Annotated in this window: 22 protein-coding genes and 2 pseudogenes; 2 read left to right on the forward strand and 22 right to left on the reverse strand. The window is 45.7% G+C overall.

All coding sequences use genetic code 11. From position 1 onward, the window contains the following. Window position 1: 1 nt before the first annotated feature. The 4 genes from FE783_RS08240 to FE783_RS38195 all read right to left on the reverse strand — a co-directional run bounded on the left by FE783_RS08240 (window position 2) and on the right by FE783_RS38195 (window position 2305). Window positions 2-592, reverse strand: coding sequence for a P-loop nucleotide/nucleoside kinase family protein (locus FE783_RS08240; RefSeq protein ID WP_138878881.1), 591 nt, complete (start codon window positions 590-592; stop codon window positions 2-4). 24 nt (window positions 593-616) lie between these two features. Beyond that, complete coding sequence (locus FE783_RS08245; RefSeq protein ID WP_138878882.1) at window positions 617-1090, reverse strand: NUDIX domain-containing protein; 474 nt, start codon at window positions 1088-1090, stop codon at window positions 617-619. Window positions 1091-1573: 483 nt separating this feature from the next. Next, window positions 1574-1900 carry a DUF962 domain-containing protein gene (locus FE783_RS08250; RefSeq protein WP_138878883.1) on the reverse strand — a complete coding sequence of 109 codons (327 nt, stop codon included), beginning with the start codon at window positions 1898-1900 and terminating at the stop codon, window positions 1574-1576. A gap of 309 nt (window positions 1901-2209) precedes the next feature. Then, on the reverse strand, window positions 2210-2305 hold the full coding sequence (locus FE783_RS38195; protein ID WP_238402941.1) for a putative holin-like toxin: 96 nt from the start codon (window positions 2303-2305) through the stop codon (window positions 2210-2212). A 645-nt stretch (window positions 2306-2950) separates the two neighbouring features. Between FE783_RS38195 and FE783_RS08255 the strand changes: the two genes are divergently transcribed. Beyond that, window positions 2951-3211, forward strand: coding sequence for a hypothetical protein (locus tag FE783_RS08255; protein WP_138878884.1), 261 nt, complete (start codon window positions 2951-2953; stop codon window positions 3209-3211). Window positions 3212-3453: 242 nt separating this feature from the next. On the opposite strand, the pseudogene FE783_RS38930 reads toward FE783_RS08255, so the two are convergent. The 14 genes and pseudogenes from FE783_RS38930 to leuB all read right to left on the reverse strand — a co-directional run. After that, window positions 3454-3567, reverse strand: a pseudogene (locus tag FE783_RS38930) (DUF4259 domain-containing protein); the annotation flags it as partial. A 37-nt stretch (window positions 3568-3604) separates the two neighbouring features. Beyond that, window positions 3605-3826 (reverse strand): DUF4259 domain-containing protein, encoded by a 222-nt coding sequence (locus FE783_RS08265; protein WP_138878885.1) that lies wholly within the window; start codon window positions 3824-3826, stop codon window positions 3605-3607. A 384-nt stretch (window positions 3827-4210) separates the two neighbouring features. Next, on the reverse strand, window positions 4211-4708 hold the full coding sequence (locus FE783_RS08270) for a hypothetical protein (protein ID WP_138878886.1): 498 nt from the start codon (window positions 4706-4708) through the stop codon (window positions 4211-4213). 726 nt (window positions 4709-5434) lie between these two features. Next, window positions 5435-5734, reverse strand: a pseudogene (locus FE783_RS37420) (VOC family protein); the annotation flags it as partial. Between the two features lie 283 nt (window positions 5735-6017). Continuing rightward, entirely contained in the window at window positions 6018-6287 is a 270-nt protein-coding gene (locus tag FE783_RS08280; protein ID WP_158301679.1) for a retropepsin-like aspartic protease, read from the reverse strand. Between the two features lie 120 nt (window positions 6288-6407). After that, window positions 6408-6662, reverse strand: coding sequence for a hypothetical protein (locus tag FE783_RS08285; protein ID WP_238402942.1), 255 nt, complete (start codon window positions 6660-6662; stop codon window positions 6408-6410). A gap of 316 nt (window positions 6663-6978) precedes the next feature. Then, a complete protein-coding gene (locus tag FE783_RS08290; protein ID WP_158301680.1) occupies window positions 6979-7575 on the reverse strand; it encodes a restriction endonuclease in 597 nt (198 codons plus the stop codon). Between the two features lie 221 nt (window positions 7576-7796). Beyond that, on the reverse strand, window positions 7797-8285 hold the full coding sequence (locus FE783_RS08295) for a DUF6933 domain-containing protein (protein ID WP_138878891.1): 489 nt from the start codon (window positions 8283-8285) through the stop codon (window positions 7797-7799). Window positions 8286-9295: 1010 nt separating this feature from the next. Continuing rightward, complete coding sequence (locus tag FE783_RS38200) at window positions 9296-9706, reverse strand: tyrosine-type recombinase/integrase (protein WP_238402943.1); 411 nt, start codon at window positions 9704-9706, stop codon at window positions 9296-9298. A gap of 315 nt (window positions 9707-10021) precedes the next feature. After that, entirely contained in the window at window positions 10022-10168 is a 147-nt protein-coding gene (locus tag FE783_RS37425) for a hypothetical protein (protein ID WP_158301681.1), read from the reverse strand. Between the two features lie 107 nt (window positions 10169-10275). Continuing rightward, complete coding sequence (gene gcvH, locus FE783_RS08305) at window positions 10276-10659, reverse strand: glycine cleavage system protein GcvH (protein ID WP_138878892.1); 384 nt, start codon at window positions 10657-10659, stop codon at window positions 10276-10278. A 72-nt stretch (window positions 10660-10731) separates the two neighbouring features. Further along, window positions 10732-11181, reverse strand: coding sequence for a redoxin domain-containing protein (locus FE783_RS08310; protein WP_138879190.1), 450 nt, complete (start codon window positions 11179-11181; stop codon window positions 10732-10734). Between the two features lie 103 nt (window positions 11182-11284). After that, window positions 11285-11833, reverse strand: a complete 549-nt coding sequence (locus FE783_RS08315) for a peroxiredoxin (RefSeq protein ID WP_138878893.1) — start codon at window positions 11831-11833, stop codon at window positions 11285-11287. Window positions 11834-12162: 329 nt separating this feature from the next. Further along, entirely contained in the window at window positions 12163-13242 is a 1080-nt protein-coding gene (gene leuB / locus FE783_RS08320; protein ID WP_138878894.1) for a 3-isopropylmalate dehydrogenase, read from the reverse strand. 218 nt (window positions 13243-13460) lie between these two features. Here leuB and FE783_RS08325 point away from each other — a divergent pair, with 218 nt between their 5' ends. Then, window positions 13461-14660 (forward strand): aminotransferase-like domain-containing protein, encoded by a 1200-nt coding sequence (locus FE783_RS08325; RefSeq protein ID WP_138878895.1) that lies wholly within the window; start codon window positions 13461-13463, stop codon window positions 14658-14660. Between the two features lie 62 nt (window positions 14661-14722). On the opposite strand, the gene FE783_RS08330 is transcribed toward FE783_RS08325, so the two are convergent. The 4 genes from FE783_RS08330 to FE783_RS08345 all read right to left on the reverse strand — a co-directional run bounded on the left by FE783_RS08330 (window position 14723) and on the right by FE783_RS08345 (window position 20150). Further along, window positions 14723-15286 carry a DoxX family membrane protein gene (locus tag FE783_RS08330; RefSeq protein ID WP_138878896.1) on the reverse strand — a complete coding sequence of 188 codons (564 nt, stop codon included), beginning with the start codon at window positions 15284-15286 and terminating at the stop codon, window positions 14723-14725. Between the two features lie 148 nt (window positions 15287-15434). Next, window positions 15435-15806 carry a VOC family protein gene (locus FE783_RS08335; RefSeq protein WP_138879191.1) on the reverse strand — a complete coding sequence of 124 codons (372 nt, stop codon included), beginning with the start codon at window positions 15804-15806 and terminating at the stop codon, window positions 15435-15437. Between the two features lie 101 nt (window positions 15807-15907). Next, complete coding sequence (locus tag FE783_RS08340) at window positions 15908-16618, reverse strand: hypothetical protein (RefSeq protein ID WP_138878897.1); 711 nt, start codon at window positions 16616-16618, stop codon at window positions 15908-15910. A gap of 142 nt (window positions 16619-16760) precedes the next feature. Next, complete coding sequence (locus FE783_RS08345; protein ID WP_138878898.1) at window positions 16761-20150, reverse strand: Ig-like domain-containing protein; 3390 nt, start codon at window positions 20148-20150, stop codon at window positions 16761-16763. Between the last annotated feature and the right edge of the window lie 233 nt (window positions 20151-20383).

The raw sequence follows: 20383 nt of genomic DNA on the forward strand, positions 1-20383 counted from the left end.
ACTAAGCGATATCTGCGCCTTCTTTGAATTTTCTATCCATTTTGCGTTTTTCAGTCTCGATAAAATCATACACGTTCATAATCTCGTCTTCATAATTTTTATCTATTTCAAAGTAATCAACACCGTTATCTAGACATTTCTTTCTAAAAACATCATGTTCATTCACGTAGTCCGTAATGATTCCCTCTTCCGGATAGCCTCGGTCTTCTATAGCGTTCCTGTGTTTCACAATATTAGATATGTAGTTTGTCTCAATATAATTTTGTGAAAAACCAAGAAAAACGGATATGATTTGTTCAGAGTATGTGGCTTCAAAGTCCTTTATATAGTGAGGCAGTATATAGCAGCCCTCAATAATAATATTTTGTTTATTCTCGATATTCGTCATAATGATTCCTTTTATAATCGGCCACAATTTCTCGCCAATCAGTTCTGTACTATCAAGTGGCGTAAACCCGCAACCTGTATCTCCCCTGTACAATCCCATCTTTAAATGATCAATGGACAAATAAGGGATATGATATTTCTCAAGCAATTTTTGAGACATTAGTGTCTTGCCGGTGCAGCTGTTTCCACTAATTAGAATAACCATTATAACCCCCTGTCAATAATGCCTTTAATCCACCCCAAATCCTTTACTGGGTCTGTTCACATATGGATTATGTGATTCTTCTTTCACGACTTTCCAGAAATAATCATGTTTCAATACTTCGGGATAAAGCTTATCCAATCCCTTGATCTCTTCCCTGCTTTTATAGACGACATCCATTATTTTTTGCTCGTTACTTGGCAGCTCGGGATCATATCCAATTTTCGGTTCTTCATTCATTTTTTCTGCCAAAAAATAATGAATATACCCAACTTCACCTTTATCATTCCTACCTTCCTCTACCCATACTAATTTCTTTATTGTAATATCCAACCCTGTTTCTTCTTTCACTTCGCGAATCGCAGCTTCGCTGCTAAGTTCACCCTTTTCGATCATACCGCCCGGTACAATCCAATAAAATCCATCCGATTTCTTATGTCTTGTCTGTATAAGTAATACACGGTCGTGCTTATCCATCACAAATACTCTGACAACTGGCATTACATTCACCTCTATAGAATTTAAAATCTATTATCGATCTTCCATGAATCGTTCTGTTTAATAATTAAATACGAAGTCTTATCCTTTGAACCATTACTCCATGTTCTTGTAATTTTAATTACTAACTGGTTGTTGTCTTTAAAGTTATATTCATCAATGTAGTAATTTTTTAATTTCAGACTGTTTTTATTTATGTCGTAATATATTTTTTTCATCTCAGCTAAAGATTTCGTGTTAGTGTTATCTCCTGAGCACCAGAAGTACGCCCTTCTAACAAAGTCTTCGGTAGAAAACTCACTCCATTTGTTAATATCGTCAAAATTGTTAAAGTAATTATTTATCGCGTACTGTAACTCCTGATCTTCAAACTCCTCTCCATGAGAGTTCTCATTCGAACAAGATATAAGAAATAAAAAACAAAAACACAATAACATCAGTCTCATAATGCTCCCCCGTTCTTCGATTTCCCCTAGCCTAGTCCATTCAATCATTAATCCATTCTGTTAGTACTTCTCTATTGAAGATTATTTCAAATGTTCTTACGAAAAACCAGATAAATCCAGCATAAAAACCAATCCACGGATATCTAAACGATGCTGGCTTATTCCCTTCAAAGTAGAAATGCCCCACCCATGATAACGTATAATGGAGTACCGCTAAAACTAGAGTAATCCAGACATTAATAAACAGAAATATCCAGCCCAGGAATGCGGATAGAAATGCAAAGTAATGAAACATTTGATTCGATTTGTTCTTGTGGGCATTTAAGTAGTATTTCATGTCCCTTTTTATTGTCTTTTTAATTTCCATTTGTGTTCTTCCTTTAATCGCGGGGTATCGACGAATAACAGGTTGTCACCTCGCCCAAAGGTCACTCAGTAGGCGGTGGCGTTACGCGAATACAATGTCATACTGAAAGTAATGCCACCCATCTATACTTCTTTATTCGGCATTAAATTTAGTATTACGGGTTTTCAGCGGTTTGGGGATATGTTATGATTTGTATTAAGAAAGCCGAGTGCGGCTAACACTCGGCTATACAATTGGCTTGGATGGGGTTATCCCTTCTGGTCAAAGGACAAAAACCCACCTACGGCCGGTTAACCTTAGGGTGGGTTTTTACTTTCTCTTGTAGTTATTCCCGATGTATGTTAAAAGAGCTAGGACAAATGTTGCGAATAGAATCAAGATTGTTATTGCGTCTTTCAACTCCATGGTCTCACCTCCTCCAAAGTTTCCGAAGGAAACTTACTTCGAAAGCTTATGCTCGAAGGGAAACCATGCCCACCCAAGATTCAATTGTACTTGATTATTTTACCACTAAAACTAAATTATGAATAGAATGTTTGTTCGCGATTTTAGCTATTTGAAAGTTGAATTGCCGACTTCATATCCGAACTCGTAACCATTTATTCCTCAGTGCTTCTTTGCTCTGGTCATAGTTGTTAACTGAAATTTGGTCTTCCATATCCTCAAAGGATTGCCACGATTCAATCTTCGGAACTCTAATATATCGCTCGCCAAAGTCCTCTTCAATTCTTTCCTTAAGTTCAGGGTCTGTATCCATATATTCACCTAACATTTCAACTTCCCCGGTTTGTTTGTCGAAATAATAAGTGATCTCATAGCTTGTTTGTTCACCTGCAAAAACTAATTCTTCAAACTGTAAAGACGTTAATTTGATTTGTTCCAGCTCTCATTCCATCGAGATCACCCGCTTTGCAGAATGTTCACTTCATACTTTCGCTTAACGTACCTGAACGCCCGAACCCTTACTAGCTTATCTTCATCCTATCGTATAACGATCTCTGTATGTCTTGTGGTAAAATAAATGTAAAGTTCTTATTTGGGAGGTACATTATGAAATGGTCTACGGTTAGAGATCATTACCCTGATAAATGGGTTTTAGTTGAAGCCATTGACGCTACTTCTGTTAATAACCATCGAATCATTAATGAAATGTCCGTTATGTCTGATTTTCCTGATTCTAGACAAGCTTGGTCTGAATATAAAAAATTTCACCTCGCTGAACCTGACAGGGAGTTCTATATATTCTTTACTGGAAATGAAACGATTGAAGTCATTGAACATCCCTTTCTAGGGTTTAGAGGAACGATATGAAGATTGAAATGCACGTGGCCTCCCTACAGTCCAGACACTGTTTGTTGATAGCAGACTTCACTTTTCCCACCGACGCCAGACATTCTAACTGCTCTACCATTGCCTGATTGAATATAAAGACCGACAGGATCAACAAGATCCGTATCAAATATAGAAATTAAACATCCTGTATCAACAAGTGGACCAAGGCCCGCAGCGTGAATACTATGTTATGTGAAGTTCCCGGCCTCCTGAACATACCCTCAGATTGATATCCTATATTCCAATTGTTTCAGGGTATTTAACCAGTCCTCGTATTTTTCCGTTTCCCCCCATAGCTCTTTTAGTTCAGATTTTTCTTTTATCCTCTTTAACGCTTCCCTTGCTTTTACTAAAAGATTGCTTCCTTGTCCTTTATGTTCGTTTACCCATTGTTCTTATTTCTTCATTCTCATTTATATCATTGCTTGGTCTGTTTTGTAATGCTGCTAATATTTCAATAGCTCCGATGGCATTAGTTGCATCTGTAGCATCTATATATTTATCGTCGAGCACCAATTCAATCGTTTCTTGTAATAAACTCAAATCTTTAAACACTTCATCATTCTCAAATGCTCCGTATCCCCATGCTCCCATGTAAGCTCCCTCGCATTCATTTGAATTTTAAGATACTTTGGTATTTCGGGAATTTCACATAACGTTCTTGTATTCACGAACCCGAGAGGCTTAAGGCGACGAAAGTCGCCGGGTTCGAAATCCCTCGGGCGGACCGAGGGGCGAATGCCCCGATGCGTGAATACGGTGTTATATGTGCCAAGCGCCTTCTCCGGGATCACTTCATAGTTTAATCTTGTTGTATGAATTTAGTATCATTAAACTCTTCAGAGTTTTATAGGCTCTCCATTCTAATCTCGCCATTTCACCGGGGGGCTCCCATCTATCTGCCATCCGCCATCATCATCTTGTTGGGATTCTAATACTTTCAAATGATCATGAATTGTTTCGTCAGAAAATATACTTCTACAGTAAGAAGTCGATGATGGTGAAAATTCTAGAGGAAAAAGTCCGTAACTTAGGGAAGCGGCGTCCAAGCGAAAGAAATTGGCGGTAATAAGTTCTTTGATATACTCTGATTGAGGTAAACTTTCTAATAGACAAACAGATTTCTGTCGCTTTATCAAGCCACAAATGTTTTATACCTTGCCATTTGAGAAGCCCGACAAGACCAGTTAGCCTGCTGAATGATGGTTCTGCAGAAAGTGGGTTATTCCAATGTTCAGCTCTTGGATAGTTTGCTGATGAAGAAAATATTGTTGGAATTCCATTCTTTAGGACAGCATGCTTTGCAATATAATCACATGCTTTTTGAGAAAGTTCTTCATCTTTAATGTTGCAATCATATAAGACACGTAATGCAAATTCCATGTAGAGTGGTTGACTATTTGGTGCCCGTAAATCTGGCTCTATTGCGTTTCCAAAACCACCATCATCGTTCTGATAGGCTTTAAGTGAAGTCAAAACATTATTCTTTGATCATCTTGGAAAACGTATTCAAATATTCTTCTTTCTAATAATCTTCCATGTTTCCAAATGTAATTGGCTGCTTTCTCAAAATTAATATGTTTCCCTCCTGAAATTCATCCTGTTATTGTACTTGCGCTGGTTTCATATAACGTTCTTGCATTCCCGACGCCCCACTACCTTAAGGGAAGCATGGAGCCAAGGGCGAAGCAGGCTCCCGACTTGCCGCGATGCGGTTAGGTGATGCGGGGGTGTCGTCTGAATCTGCTTCCTCGAAATGCATCTTGTGACCAAGGACCCGTTTAGGGTCCGCAATGGGAATGCGGTGTTATGTGATGCCTACGCCATCTCTGAATTTACTATCAAATCAATATCTGGTCTTCCTCAACGTTCTCTGTCTTGCGTATCATGCGTAATAAAGATTGATTATTATGTCAAATGACTTTTACCTTTATATAGAATCTTTTTTGCCCTCCAAATACTTTGTTGCTCTTCGACTGTGGCTTTTCTTTTAATTCTCCAAAATTCACCAAACAAATGATTACTTCTTATATATCCCTTTTCAACTTCATTTGGAAACGCTTCCTGGCATTCTCTTCTCTGGCAAAGTACTTCTTTAGCGTTTTTGAGTTCTTCTATGAATTCTTGATCAGCTCGAGCAATTTTTTCTTTTCCAATGTTAGCTGAAGTCTATGCCATCGAGGAGTAAACCTACAAATGGTCTTATAATCCTTGATTTATTTCTATTAAATTGCCTGCAGGATCTCTAAAATGAGCAAGTCGAATACCCCAATCTCTACGATCCTGAGGAGCATTTACAAATTCAATCCCTTTACTTGTAAACTTTTTATAATAGTCATTTACGCTTTCAACTTCGAAGATTACCGCTAACTGATCTTGTGAATCTGTAAATGATGGTTTATCTATCTTCCTTACTGCTTCAGCGATCATTGATCTTTCATTAATCGCAATCCTTGTATTTCCAGTATGAAACTCAACGTATGGAGAGCTTTCATCGCCCCAAACTACTTCAAAACCAAGAACATCTCGATAAAAATAAAAGCATTCTTTGACATTTGGTACTAATTAACGAATGTGTGCCAATTTCATTTAAATCGCTCTCCTTTTCATGCATAGATTTCAGCTAACGTTTCCGCGTTCACGACGTCGCCCCCCTTAGATAGCTCTTATCTTAGGGGGATCGATGTGTCTGCCGGATTCTGCTTCTTCGAATAGCTTCTGGCAGACCGAGGGCCGAATGGCCCGATGCGAGAATGTATTGTTATACGAAGGTCCACACTACCTGCTATTGCTTGCAAATCAATATTAATTCATTCAGATCAATTATTCCTTTTGCACGTAATAGAAAGTCCATTCCGACAATTCCATCAATGTTTATTCCATAATTCATTGTTCCAATGTCAACTTGAAAGTTCTCTATTCGAAATCCATTTACTTCAATAGCATCTACTGTCTTGAAAAATACAAATTCACTGCCGCCAACTCCACTGATTGTTCCTAGTACATCATCAAGCTCTACCGTTAATCCAATATCTTCAACAACATCCAATTTCAAAAATTGTACTCGAGGAACCGGTATCAATCAAAACATGAGGTAATCTTATGCTTTGCTTGTTGTAATAAACCGTAAGTTCAGTAAAAGGTAAGTCACTATTTGAAAGAAGAATTGCCGATTTCATATCCGAACTCCTAACCATTTGCGCTCGATAATCTCCAGTTCAGTCTTACTTGTATGAGCTACATAAAGTTCTCGATGCGGTTCTTTCTTATGAATTAATTTATATTCCTCCAATGCTTCTTTGCTCTGGTCATAGTTGTTAATTACTGAAATTCGGTCTACCATTCTTCTTCCATTATCGGAGTGAGCCTCTATAGCTTCAAATAATACCCATTGATCCGGAAAATGATTTCGAAGCGTTTCCCAATTCACATTCATCCCTCATTCCCATGAGCTTATGATGAAATTATACCATAATCATTAGAGCCTTAAGCCTTTGTGGACTTTCGTATAACGTCTTTGTATTCACGAACCCGAGAGGCTTAAGGCGCGATAGCGCCGGGTGGCTCCGCCACTTAGCCTCGCAGAGTTGTCTGCCTGCTTCCTCTTCCCCGAATTATCTTCAGGCAGACCAAGGGGGCTCGTCCCCCGCAGCGTGAATACGGTGTTATGTGAAGTTCTATCTCTTCTATGTGAAATACTTTCTGCTTTAAATCTTGATCAAACTCTCTAGTTATAAGACTCTATTCTACAAGTCCTCACCGAAATATTGTTTCATTAAACTCCTTTTGAACTCGTTAGTCATCGTTTCCGAAGGGTAAATTTGTTTATCAGGAAAATCATTTAACCTAGTGTTCCACTGATATGCATAAAAATCTGGATTGCGATTTATAAATTCGACGAGTATTGGATTTAACTCGCTTACATTGGAGTTTTGAATAAGCATAATTTCCTTATCAAATATCTGAAGTAAGGCAATTCCATGCACTTTTGCATACTCTGCTGCGCCACTTTGAAAACCAGATGTAGATATTAAAATCCCCTTATGTCCCCCTAAACTTCGTACTTTATCTGCTAGTACAACAATTTTTTCACGTCCAACTGGTCGTGTATAACGCTTGCATTCAACTATGACCTTAAATCTTACCGATAGCGCCACAAATTCTGCAATAACATCTATTTGATACTCGCCATCATTGGTTTTTACATTTTGATTGTGGAGTATACTGAAATCTTTGAGAGCCTCTGCTTCTGCATACGCTTTCAATATATCCAAACAGTATTTTTCAAATTCTTCTGCAGAGATACTTGCTACAAACTCACGAAATGGATTTATTTCCTTCACCTCAATTTTTACTTAAGTTAATGTAATAATCTATTTTATTCACGAACCCTCACCGACTTAAGCCCGAAGGGCGGCCGCAACGCGGTTAGTCGGTGCAGGGTTGTCTGTCCTGAAATCGCTTCCCTGAATTGCATCCGGCAGACCAAGGGCCGAAATGGCCCATAGCGTGAATACTTTGTTATGTGATGCCAGTGCCTTCTTGGAACCCCCACAATATTGACTTAAGAATATTGATTTTGAATTGCTTCTATAAATATATTCCTAGGTTCGTGATAATCAATCGGTTTGTATATCAATCTATTTAACCACTTCATTCGTTCAATATTATCCTGAAACTCTATATGTGAAACCGAATTATAAAAAATTATTTCTTTCATTGTTCCTATCACACTTCTACTATTAGTTTTTGTAATAGTCATTTCAGACCCGGTTTTTATATATGATTCAACTACACTTTGTTTAACTCCTTCGCTTGATAGATAATCAGCAAGAATCGATAAAAATTTATCCTTAAGAGTATTAATTTGCGAACTTCGAATTCCATCAATGATTACGGTTAATCGACTAAAGTCATTAATTAAAATAATATGCTTTCGATTATTTAGCTTACAGATATTCGCGTGCCAACTAAAAAGGGGTAAAATATCTTCTTCAGTTGGAGTGACCTTCATGTCTTTTAGTAAGGTTTGAGTAAATCTTAAGACTAGCACTTTGAATCATTCCTTTCACGAATCTTGCACTGGTTTCACATAACGTTCCTGTATCTGTATCTACGAACCCTCATTGGCTTAAGGCAGCTTGCTGCCGGGTCCGACGGACTTAGCCATTGCAGGGTTGTCTGCTGAATCCGCTTCCTTGAAATCCATCTCGCAGACCAAGGGCCGTAAGGCCCGCAGCGTAGATACGTTGTTATCGGATGTTGGTGCCTTCCATGAAATCACCCTAAATCAAAGGTCCTCCATCCTGCCTCTACTATCTTAAATTGTAAATTATGAAATTCCTTCTGGTCTTTAGTAGTTAAACGATACTTTAATAATTTATTTATCAATTTCAACTTCCTTGGAAAAATAATCTTGACTCTGATATCCGCAAAAAATTCAATGTATCTTGGACCGTCAAAATAATCTCTCCATCCAACACATCTAGATTTCTCTATAGACAAGTTAGTTATTTCAAAATCATCAGAGGTATTTACATAATTAACCCAGTTTCTTCGACATTCATTGAAATATATATGTCTACTAATGTTCGATTTGTCTTTATAGATTATTCCAGTTTCATTTACCTCAATAATTTGACTATAATGAATAACCTCACACATATGGCTACTTCCCTGATTTTTGGGTTTTTAAAATATATTTGCACCAATTTCCGATAACGTCTTATTTGCGAACTTCGTAAATCCTATTTGTTCAGAAGATTTTGTGAACTTCGGCAATACCTTAGGTAATGTGGGATTTATGCAGTTGCCGATGGACTCCATCATATTTCAAGTTGATCAAGCGGACTTTGATACGCCGGACGTCCTTTACGCTAACGTGCGTATTACGTTCGGTTGTTCGACTGCTTTGGTGGCCGAGTAATTCCTGAATGTATCGAAGATCGATCCCTCCAGCAAATGGGTGGCGAAGGAATGACGCAGCGAATGTATACTTACATTCTTGCTCACACCGGACGAAACTAAGGACTGTTCGAATATTTTTTACACCAACCGTTCTGTCTAGTGCCGCCCTTCCGTTTGGCCCGGGAATAGCCAGGTTTCCGGTTTGTGCTGTTGAACACACCGTTGAACGACTTCAAAGGCAACCTCAGACAGAAGGGTCAACCGATCTTTCCTTCCTTTGCCTTGACGAATCCGCAATGTTTTGCGATCATAATCAATATCCTGCAAACGCAGACGCACAACCTCCCCTACTCGCAACCCGGAAGAGTAAGTCAAGTATAAAATTGCTTTATGTTTCAAATTGACTGGAGTTTGCAGAAGGGTCATCACTTCCTTTGCAGATAAGACGTTTGGAAGTTTGCTTTCTTTTTTTGGCCTCACATAAGGGGCTATTCGACTCTCATGAAGTACTTTTTGAAAATAAGATTTGATAGCGCTAATAGATTGATTTACATAGCATGGGAACATTGTTTATTCACCAGAGAAAGCGAATAGCTCTGAATGTCCGGAAGAGTAACGGCTCCGAACGGTTCACCCATATAATGTAATAATTGTTCGAAATTACCGCAATAGACTTTAATCGTTTGGGGTTGTATCCTCTAAGAGTCAATTCACGCTTTAGGCTCTGTTCCCGAACAGAGTTCCATGAGGCAGCATCGACGGGCGAATCGGATGAAACCTCCTTCTTGGGCGGAGCTTGAAACCAGTAACATACCTCAAGCAATGGCGCTTCAATCTGGAAGCTGCTTTCCGGAAAAACAGATAAGAGCTGCTCGACCACAGCTATGGTATAAGGAAGCGACCAAACGGCATGTTCCGGAATCCATCTTCTCCCTGGAAGCTTTTGATCTTATCAATATTCTCTTTGCCAAAATCCGCGAATTTAACGGCAAACGTCGCCTCATCGCGTTTGGATATCGAGATCTTCATGTCATATTCCCTCCATTCTATCACGCCTTGGAAATACTGGAAATAAAAACGGGAGGTCACAAAGTCCTTAAGACTTTGCAACCTCCCTTGGCTTTCCGCCTTACTAATCAACCTTGCCCAAAAGTTTCCGTATACTTCTCAGCGCTCCACAGCTTGTCCAGTTCGGAGGCGTCGTCGATTTCCACGACAATCATCCAGCCGTCGCCGTAAGGGGCTTTGTTCACATTCTCGGGAGCGTCCTCCAGACCTCCGTTTACTGCCACTACTTTACCGGTAACCGGAGCGTACAGCTCGGATACGGTTTTCACGGACTCGACGCTTCCGAAAGGCTCGCCGAATTCGACCGAATCGCCGACTTTGGGCAATTCCACGAAAACGATGTCTCCCAACTCGCTTTGGGCAAAATCGGTAATGCCGATCGTGACGCGGCTTCCTTCCACCTTCGCCCACTCGTGCTCTTCGCTGTACTTCAGTTCTGCTGGTACGTTCACTACAAAATCCCTCCCGAGTAATGTTGCCGTGTCCCGGCCTATGCGGACAACCCGGCTAGTGCCTTGCTTGCGCTATTCCTTCGGACCCAATATTTTGTGCAGCCGCTGCTCGACCATGCCGATCGCTTTCTCGCCCGCACCGAAGAAACGCATTTGACCTTCCGCATCGAACAAATAGTAAGCCGGCACAAATTCGTTCTGGAACGAGTCCGTTACCGCATGATCGTTATCGATAGCGATCGGATGCTTCATCTCGTACTGCTGAATCGTCGCCTTCACCGTATCCAGATCGGTATCCTTCTCGGAACGCGGCATATGGATGCCGACGATTTTCAGATTGTACTGTTCGCCGTACTTGTCCCTCCACTCGTTAAGCAGAGGAAGGCTTTCCTTACACATATAACAACTGACCGCCCAGAAGTGGATGAGAACCGGCTGGCCCTGCAATTGCGCCTTATCGACTTCGCCGTTCACCCATTCCGTAACGCCTTGCAGCTCTGGCATCTGCTCACGCAAACGCATTGGCATCTTCGTTCACCCCTCCGTAGTTCCCAGGTTTATTTGCAAAAAATCCCCCACCTGCAGCTTGCAGACAGGGGGGATTTCTTGTTTGTTTGCGGAGCGATTACTTCGCGACCAGCGTCTTTTGTCCCGGTTTCCAGTTGGCCGGGCACAAGCCGCCGGATTGAAGAGCTTGCAGCACGCGGATCGTCTCGTCCACGCTGCGGCCTACATCCAGGTGGTTGACCACTTGGTATTTCAATTCTCCATCCGGATCGATGATGAACAGACCGCGCAGGGCGACTCCGTCTTCTTCGATCAGGACGCCGTAATCGCGGGCAACCGTCTTCGTGTAGTCGGCCGCGAGCGGATAGTTCAGTTGACCCAAGCCGTTCGAGTCGCGCGGAGTGTTGATCCAAGCGCGGTGGGAATGCTTGCTGTCGGTGCTGACGCCAAGAATTTCCGCATCCAGGTCTTGGAACAGCTCGTGCGCATCGCTCATCGCGATAATTTCAGTCGGACATACGAAGGTAAAGTCGAGCGGGTAGAAAAACAGGACAAGCCATTTGCCTTTGTAATCGTTAAGCGATACTTTGCCGAATTCTTGCCCGTTGCCGAGCGCCGTTTCCATTTCGAAATATGGCGCTTTTTTACCTACCAAACGTTCTGCCATGAGATATTTACCTCCTTTAAATTTGGATTCCTACGGACGATAACCTTCTATGGAACTTTAACGGAATAACGTTTCTGCTCTCTGACGGCCGGGACTTGCCAGTACGCAAAGCCCCGGTCGTAAGTCGGAGCGGTAATCCCGTTAAAGTTCCTATGTAGGAATGGATAGTTGTTCCTATTGCGCTATGTGCGCTCACGCATAAAATCGTATCATTCCGCATAGGGAAAGTCAATAACGATAAGAAGTCGTACTTAATATTTATTATTATTTAATCTGATCACGCAAAAAATCCCCCTGCAGCCTGTGCGCAGAGGGATCGATTCATGCTCTTACTTATGGATGGCGGCAACGATCAAATCGCCCATAGCCGTCGTGCCTATCGCCTTGCTCTTGTCGACCGCGATATCTCCGGTACGGTGGCCGGCGTCGAGAACCGACTTGACCGCTTTCTCGATCGCGTCGCCGGCTTCGTGGTAGCCGAAGGACAATTTGAACATAAGCGCGACGGAAAGAATCGTAGCGATCGGATTGGCGATGCCTTGACCCGCGATATCCGGAGCGGAGCCGTGAACAGGCTCATACAAGCCGAAGCTGCCTTCGCCCAAGGAAGCCGAGGACAGCATGCCGATCGAGCCGGTCAGCATCGCCGCTTCGTCGCTCAGGATGTCGCCGAACATGTTCTCGGTGACGATAACGTCGAAGCTCGAAGGACGGCGCAGCAGCTGCATCGCGCAGTTGTCGACGAGCACGTGCTCCAGCTCGACGTCCGGATATTCGGGAGCGATCTTGTTGACCGTTTCACGCCACAGACGGGACGTTTCCAGTACGTTCGCCTTGTCGACCGAGCAAAGCTTCTTGCGACGGTTGCGGGCGATTTGGAACGCCTGATGAACGATGCGCTCGACTTCCTTGACGTTGTAGACGCAAGTATCGACAGCCTCTTGGCCGTTATCGGTTTCGCGGCGGAACTTCTCGCCGAAGTAGATGCCGCCCGTCAGCTCGCGCACGACGATCAGATCGGTGCCTTCCAGCACTTCCGGCTTCAGCGTGGAAGCTTCCTTCAAGCAATCGAAAATGACGGCCGGACGAATGTTCGAGAACAGTCCGAGCGCCTTGCGGATGCCGAGCAGTCCCGTCTCCGGACGGAGCTCCTTCGGATTGTTGTCCCATTTCGGACCGCCTACGGCGCCAAGGAGCACTGCGTCGGCGCGTTGGCATTTTTCCAGCGTATCTTGCGGAAGCGGAGTTCCCGTCTCGTCGATGGCGATACCGCCGAACAGACCGGTTTCCGTTTCGAATTTGTAGCCGAACAGCTCTTCCGTCTTCTTCAACACTTTAACCGCTTCCGCGATCACTTCCGGACCGATGCCGTCGCCGGGGATAATCGCGATTTTTTTCGTTTCCGCCACAATGATTCACTCCTACTATGAGATTGGTTCGAAGCCTGCTTCTGTCATACTCTCATTTTTGCATAAAAAGGCGGGAAAGACAAAGATATAAAAGCTATTGTCGTTATAGGAAAAGACAATAACCCGATGTATACGGCGGTCGAAGAATGGCAAAAAAAATAGAATCCTTTACCGAAATGAAGTACAATAATCGTATGCGAAATGAAGGGAGCCACGTTATGGACTACACTTTTTCCAGTTTTGCCGACGGTCTGAAATCGTCCGCGGTGCGCGATATTTTGAAGCTGACCCAAGGGAACGCGATTATCTCTTTGGCAGGCGGACTCCCTGCGGAGGAGCATTTCCCGATCGAAGCCGTCAAAGAAGCGTTCGAACGCGTCTTTCAGCACGGCGGCAAAAGCTCGCTCCAATACGGGCTGACGGAGGGCTACACGCCTCTGCGCGAAGCGATCTGTACGCGTATGGCCAAGAAAGGCGTAACCGTCAAGCCGGAGAACATGCTGATCACAACCGGCTCGCAGCAGGCGATTTACTTGCTTACCCGCGTTTATTTGAGCGCAGGAGACGTCATTCTTGTCGAGAATCCGACTTACTTGGCCGCACTGCAAATTTTTAAAGCGAGCGGAATTCAAGTCATCGGAGTCGACGCCGACCGGGACGGCATGCTGCTGGACGATTTGGAAGCCAAACTGAAGCAATACCGGCCCAAAATGGTGTACGTGACCCCGACGTTCGCCAACCCGACCGGAAAAGTGTGGAGCGTCGAGCGCCGCAAAGGATTGCTCGCCTTGTGCAAGCCGAACAACGTACTCATCTTGGAGGACGATCCGTACGGCGAAATCCAGTTCGACGGAGATGCGAAGTACCCTTCCATCTTCTCCTTGGACGACCATCCCGAAGGCAGCGCGGTGCTGTACACGAGCACCTTCTCCAAAACCGTCGTACCCGCACTCCGAACCGGCTGGATCATCGGCGACTCCCGCGTCGTCGCGCAGATGGCCAAGGCGAAGCAGGCAGTCGATCTTCACTCGAGCACGCTCGACCAGCAAGCGTTGTATCAGTTGCTCACCCATTACGACCTGGACGCGCACATCCAGACGATTCGCGACGAATACCGCGGCCGGATGGAGCTGATGAAATCGCTGCTACAAAACCCGCGTTTCGCCGATCTGCGCTGGAACGAGCCTCAAGGCGGAATGTTCTTCTGGGTGGAGCTGCCGGAGAGCATCGACGCTACCCAACTGCTTAAGAAGGCGGTAGAGCAAGGTGTCGCTTTCGTTCCCGGGATGGATTTCTATGCCGAGAACCCGCGCCGCAACACGATGCGCCTGAACTTTACGCATACGGACAGCGCCAACATGAAGATCGGCCTGGACCGTCTTGCCGAAGCTTTGGACTTGTATAAGCAGAGCGTTTGAGAAAAAAACCGTGGATCACCCGACTTCGGGCTGTCCACGGTTTTTCGCTTTTATTTCTGCGCTCATTTGGCGCTAAAGCCACTCTGCTGGTTACTCGTATGCCGCGCCCAAGGTGTTCCGAGGAATGGCAGCGCCCAACGGTCCAAGCCGTACCAGCCGGCGTTTTTCCAAGCCAGTACAAGCCAAGTGGCGAGAATGAACAACAGCGGATTCGTGCTCAGCGTGCCGGCGAACAAGAAGCTGACATTCATGATCGCTCCGAAGAATGCGGCTATGCCGGTCAGAAGTCCCAAGATCAAGCCGAGTCCGACCAGAACTTCGCCGAATGCGACCATGTAGGCGAATACCTTGGCATTGGGAAGCACGAAATGCTCGAGGAAATTCGCATACCAGCCGGTAACGTCTTTGCCGCTCTCCGCTTTCGCAAGCGCGCCCTTCACGAAGCCTCCGAGCGCCGATCCCGCTTTATCCCCCGTCCATGCCGGGCTGTTTACTTTCTTCCATCCGGCCGTGATCCACGAATACCCGAGGTAAAGGCGAACGACCAGCCAAATCAGTCCGGCTCTCGTGCTGCTGAATAAAAACCGGGATACCGGATTTTCCGGGATATGAATCTCTTTTTGCATAAAAACAGGCCTCCTTCAATGTTCTTGGATTATTTTTCTAACTTAGCTCCTATGGCTTAATCATAAAGGGAGCCGACAAATGCCGATGTGACTTCTATCACACTCGAAAAATAACCTTCCGCGATCATTTCTGGATAGCCTATTATTCTTATAAACGTTTTTCCACGAATTCAATCCGGTTGCCGAACGGGTCACGGATATGAAACCGGACCACTCCCTCAAGAGGTACATCTTCGACAATCTCGATCCCGTGTGACACGAGCTTGCTCCGCAACGCTTCGATTCCGTTTACCTCAAAAGCCGGGTGAGCTTTGGAAGCGGCCGTGAATTCGTCCTGTACGCCAATATGCAGCTGATGGGACCCGCACTGGAACCATATGCCTCCGCGCTTGAGCAGAACGTCCGGCTTAGGAATCTCCTCCATGCCGAGCAATTCGCCGTAAAATGTTTTTGCCGTTTCTTCGCCGCCAAGCGGCACAGCCACCTGCACATGATCGAGCCCCAAATACGTATGCATCATCATGTCACCTCATTGTTTCGTTTAATGAAACTAAGTATCATTTAATGAAACTATTATATCACACTTTCCTTCCAATGTGACCATGATTCCTACCTCTCGCTTCATAATGATCCAACGTCACGAACCGGACCAAACCGACCGATTCCGCCAGCCTCATGGATGGCGCATTCGTCTCCAACACCTGATACCGCGGCGGCTACCGCTTTTTTGGCGAATCCGCCCTCTCTCCACTCCTCCAATGTATGAACAGCGCCGATTTCCCATACATGCTTATAATTTCTGAATACAAGACACGTGCTTGCAGGCCATTCCTCTCGATAAACAGTAAAGGAGCGCGCACCCTGTGCAAAATATCGTTCGATCTCCGCCTTGTCATATCCGTTGCTTGCCCAAAGAGGGAACAGTCTGTTATCCATCGCGTCGCTTATTACGACATCCGGATCCAATAAAAATCTTGCCTCTCCTGGAGAGGCATAGGAATGAAACGATCTTGCTTTATGCAGCGGATACCGCTCGGATAACCGGCTCTTGTACTTCTCTCGTTGAAGCTTAAATACGAGATTCACTTCGGTGGGCAAACAGGACATCAATCTTGGAAATAAGCAATCGCTTGAATAATCCATCATAACGATATAGTCGGCGTCCGGGTACGTTTGTTGATCATATGAAAACGATTGTGCCGGAAGAAGCAGCAATACTCCCCAGTGTCGTTCTTCTTCGATCAAGACGCTTTGAATCCGATCGGCGCAGCATTCGATCATCTTTAATAAACTAATGTTGGTCAGCGCATCTTTTTCCAGCAGCTCGATCATTTTGGCTTGTTGCTCCACATCGCTTCCTCCCCGAAACTTCTTTATTATATAAATACTATCAATTGTATAATTATTCAATTTAGTTTTGTATAAAAATACAACAAGCCTTCCGCATGTGAGCGAAAGGCTTGCCGTTTGTTTCTTATTTGACTATCACTTTAATCGAAACTGTCTTTCCGCCGAACTTCGCAGTAATGGCCGACGTTCCTTTCTCATAAGCGGTGATCATACCGTCCATAATATCGGCCGTATTCTCGCGCGAGCTTTTCCATTCCGCTTGCTCCGTGACGTCGCCTACCGTACCGTCTTTATAGGTTGCCGACAGTACGATACTTTTCTTCTGGCCGACGCTCATTTCTACGGTCTTCACATTCGATTTCAAATATTTCAGGCTGTCGACCTCAACTGCTATAGAGACGCTCTTTCCGCCGAATTTGGCGGTAATCGATGTTTTACCGTAGCCAACGGCCGAGATAAGGCCGGTATCGCTTATATCCGCGATTTTATAGCTGCGTGTTGACCATTCGGCTTCCCCGGTCACATCTTGCGTCGTACCGTCGGAGAATGTTGCGGTCAATGTCATTTGCTCCGTAGCGCCGGATTTCAGCAGCAGCTCTTTTTTGATGAGCGTCAGTTTGGCCGCATAGTCCACTTCAAGCGGAATGCTCAGTGTCCGGCTTCCGTACTTGGCTGTCAAAGTCGTCTTGCCCCGCTCGTATGCCGTTACCAGGCCGCCCGATACATCGGCGACTTTGGTCGATTGGACCGACCAATCCGCCTTGGCGGTTACATCTTCGGTACTTCCGTCCGAATACGTCGCCGTTAAAGTAACTTGAGCGTTCTGCCCTTTGCGCAAAATGACGCTGCGATGGCTTGCGGTCAGCTTGTCCGCCAATTCGACCTGGGCTGTTGCCGTCACGCTTTTCTCTCCGAATTTCGCGGTAATCGTCGCTTTGCCGGAGCTCACAGCCGTAACCAACCCGTCGGACACTTCGGCTACCGCCGCGGAAGAGGTTGTCCATTCGGCATCGTCCGTAACGTTCTTCGTCGTGCCATCCTTATATTTGGCCGTCACGATCAATTGCTGACGGTCGTCTTCTTTCATGACGAGCGTTTTCTCGCTGATCGTGAGCGTATCCAAAGCGCCGACGCTTACTGTGATCTTAACCGTCTTTTTGCCGTACTTGGCGGTGATCGTCGCTTCGCCTCGGTCAACGGCCACAATCGTGCCGTCGTCCACTGTTGCAAACGCCGCATTGCTCGTCGTCCACGTCGCTTTGCTTGTCACATCTCCCGTCGATTCGTCGGCAAATGTCGCAGTCAGCTTGACTTGCACCGAGTCGCCGGGCTGGACGTCGAATTTGACTTGATCCGTCGTCAGCTTCGTTGCCGGATCGACTTCGACGGCTACCGTCACGCTCTTCTCGCCGTACTTCGCGGTAATCGTCGCTTCGCCGGAATCGATCGCCTTGACCGAGCCTTTGTTCACGACTGCGATCGCTTGGTCGCTCGAGCTCCATTCCGCTCCGTCCGTTATCGTTTCGGACGAGCCGTCCGCATAAGTGGCCTCCAGCTTCAATGCTTTCGTATCGCCTTTGCGCAAGGAGAGCGATTTGGAATCGACCGTCAGCTTTCTCGCCACGCTGACGTCCACGATAATCGTGCTCGTCTTGGAGCCGTAGGAAGCCGTTATAGACGCTTGGCCGGATTTGTATGCGATAATTTTCCCTTTATCGACTCCTGCCACGTCGCTATTGTCCGAGCTCCAATCGGCTGCGGCCGTCACATCGACCTCGTCGCCGTTCGCATAAGTCGCAGTCAGCTTCAACGTGTCCGAGCCGTTTACTTTCAAGAACAAATCGCTCTTGGAAGGCATCAGCTTCTTGACGATTTCCACATATACCGGAATCGTTACCGATTTCTCCCCGTATTGGGCCGTAATAACGGCCTGGCCGCTTGCGATCGCGGAAACAAGCCCTTTATATACCGTGGCGACATCGTTATTGTCGGAGCTCCATTCCGCCAGCTGCGTCACGTCCTCCGTGTTGCCGTCCGCATAGGTAACGGTCAAAGCCACCTGCTTCGTGCCCTTCAGCTTCAGATCCAATTTCGTGCTGTCGACCTTCAGCGACTGCGTCATATCTACCCGAACCGGAATCGTTACCGTCTTGTCGCCGTATGTACCGGTAATCGTCGCCTCGCCCTTTCCAAGAGCGCGAATCGTACCTTTGGTCACGTACGCGACGCTTTCATCGTCGGAGAACCAATCCGCTTTGGCCGCGACGTCTTCCGTCGTATTGTCCGCATAAGTCGCGGTCAGTTTGACCGTCTTCGATTCGTTTTTGCGCATCATCAAATCGGTTGCATTCGACTCGAGCTTTCTCGCTACGCCTACGTCGACTAAGATTTTGGCCGATTTGTTGCCGTAGTTCGCCGTTATCGTTGCTTGTCCGATCGCATTCGCGATAATCAATCCTTGATCGACTTCGGCAATCGAATCGTCGCTGCTCGACCATTCCGCCTTGCTCGTCACGTCGGAGGTGGATCCGTCCGCATAAGTGGCGGTCAGCTCAATCTGCCGCGTCAGGTCCGGCTTCAGGAACAGGTCAGTAACGTTCGTCTCCAGCTTTCTTACAGACTCCACATTTACCGAAATTGTTGCCGTCTTGCCGCCATAGGTCGCCCGGATCGTCGTCGTGCCGGAGCCGTAAGCGGTGATAATTCCTTTAAAGGCGTCAGCCACTCCGGGATTATCCGAAGTCCAGGTCGCCTTCTCGTATACGTCTTCCGTAACGCCGTTCTCGAACATCGCCATCAAGCTGATCTTCTTCTGGACCCCTACGCGCAAATCCACGCTAAGCGGATCCGGATCGAGCCGGCGCACTTTATCGACGCTGACGGGAAACGAAACCGTTTTGCCGCCGTAAGTCGCCTTGATGTTCGTATCCCCCGAGCCGACCGCCGTCACCTTGCCGCCGATAACGGTTGCCACACTGTCGCTCTCCGTAGACCATTCAGCCTTATCCGTCACATCGGCATAGGTGGAATCGGTGTACGTGGCGGTCAAGCCCAATTGCTCTTCGCCGCCGACCCGCATCGACAGCTCTTGCTTGTTTTTGGTCAAGCTTCTAACTTTCTTCACTACCGTTACGTTGACAAATTGGCTCTTGCCCATGTAGGTAGCTTGGATCATCGCGGTACCTTCCGCTTTAGCGGCAATCGCTCCGGAATAGACGGTAGCGATAGTCGGAGCGTCGCTGCTCCATTCCGTCTTGATCGTAACATCCGCAGTGGCGCCGCTGACATATATAGCTGTGGCCGTCAGCGTATGCGTATCGCCTTCGGACAAAGTAACCTCGTTTTTGGATAGCACGAGACGCGAGATTTCATCCGCCGCAAACACTTGGCTTACAGCAGGACCGAGTACAATCGATAAGATGACGATCACTTGCAGCATAAACTTATGTATTAGTTTTGTGTTGAACCCGCTACTCCCGGTTCTCCGTTTTCCCGCTTCAGTCAATGCCGACATTCCTTTCCCCCGTCTCTCCCCGAAATGGAAGACACGCTTTTTGTTCAAATTGGTCAAGCGCAGTCGTTCGTACCCAATCGATGCCCCTTTCGTACGTGGTTGATAATATCCTTTAGAAAAAAACAGTCCTTCTGTATGTATCGACAGATTCGGTCAAAAATTTTAGATCGTTCTCGAAGTTTCTGGCAAGCAAAAAAAGCCCCCGATCCTATATAGGATACGGGGGCCGGTAT

Origin of the sequence: Paenibacillus mesophilus (assembly GCF_005938385.1) — a bacterium.
In the GTDB taxonomy this organism is placed as follows: domain Bacteria; phylum Bacillota; class Bacilli; order Paenibacillales; family NBRC-103111; genus Paenibacillus_AB; species Paenibacillus_AB mesophilus.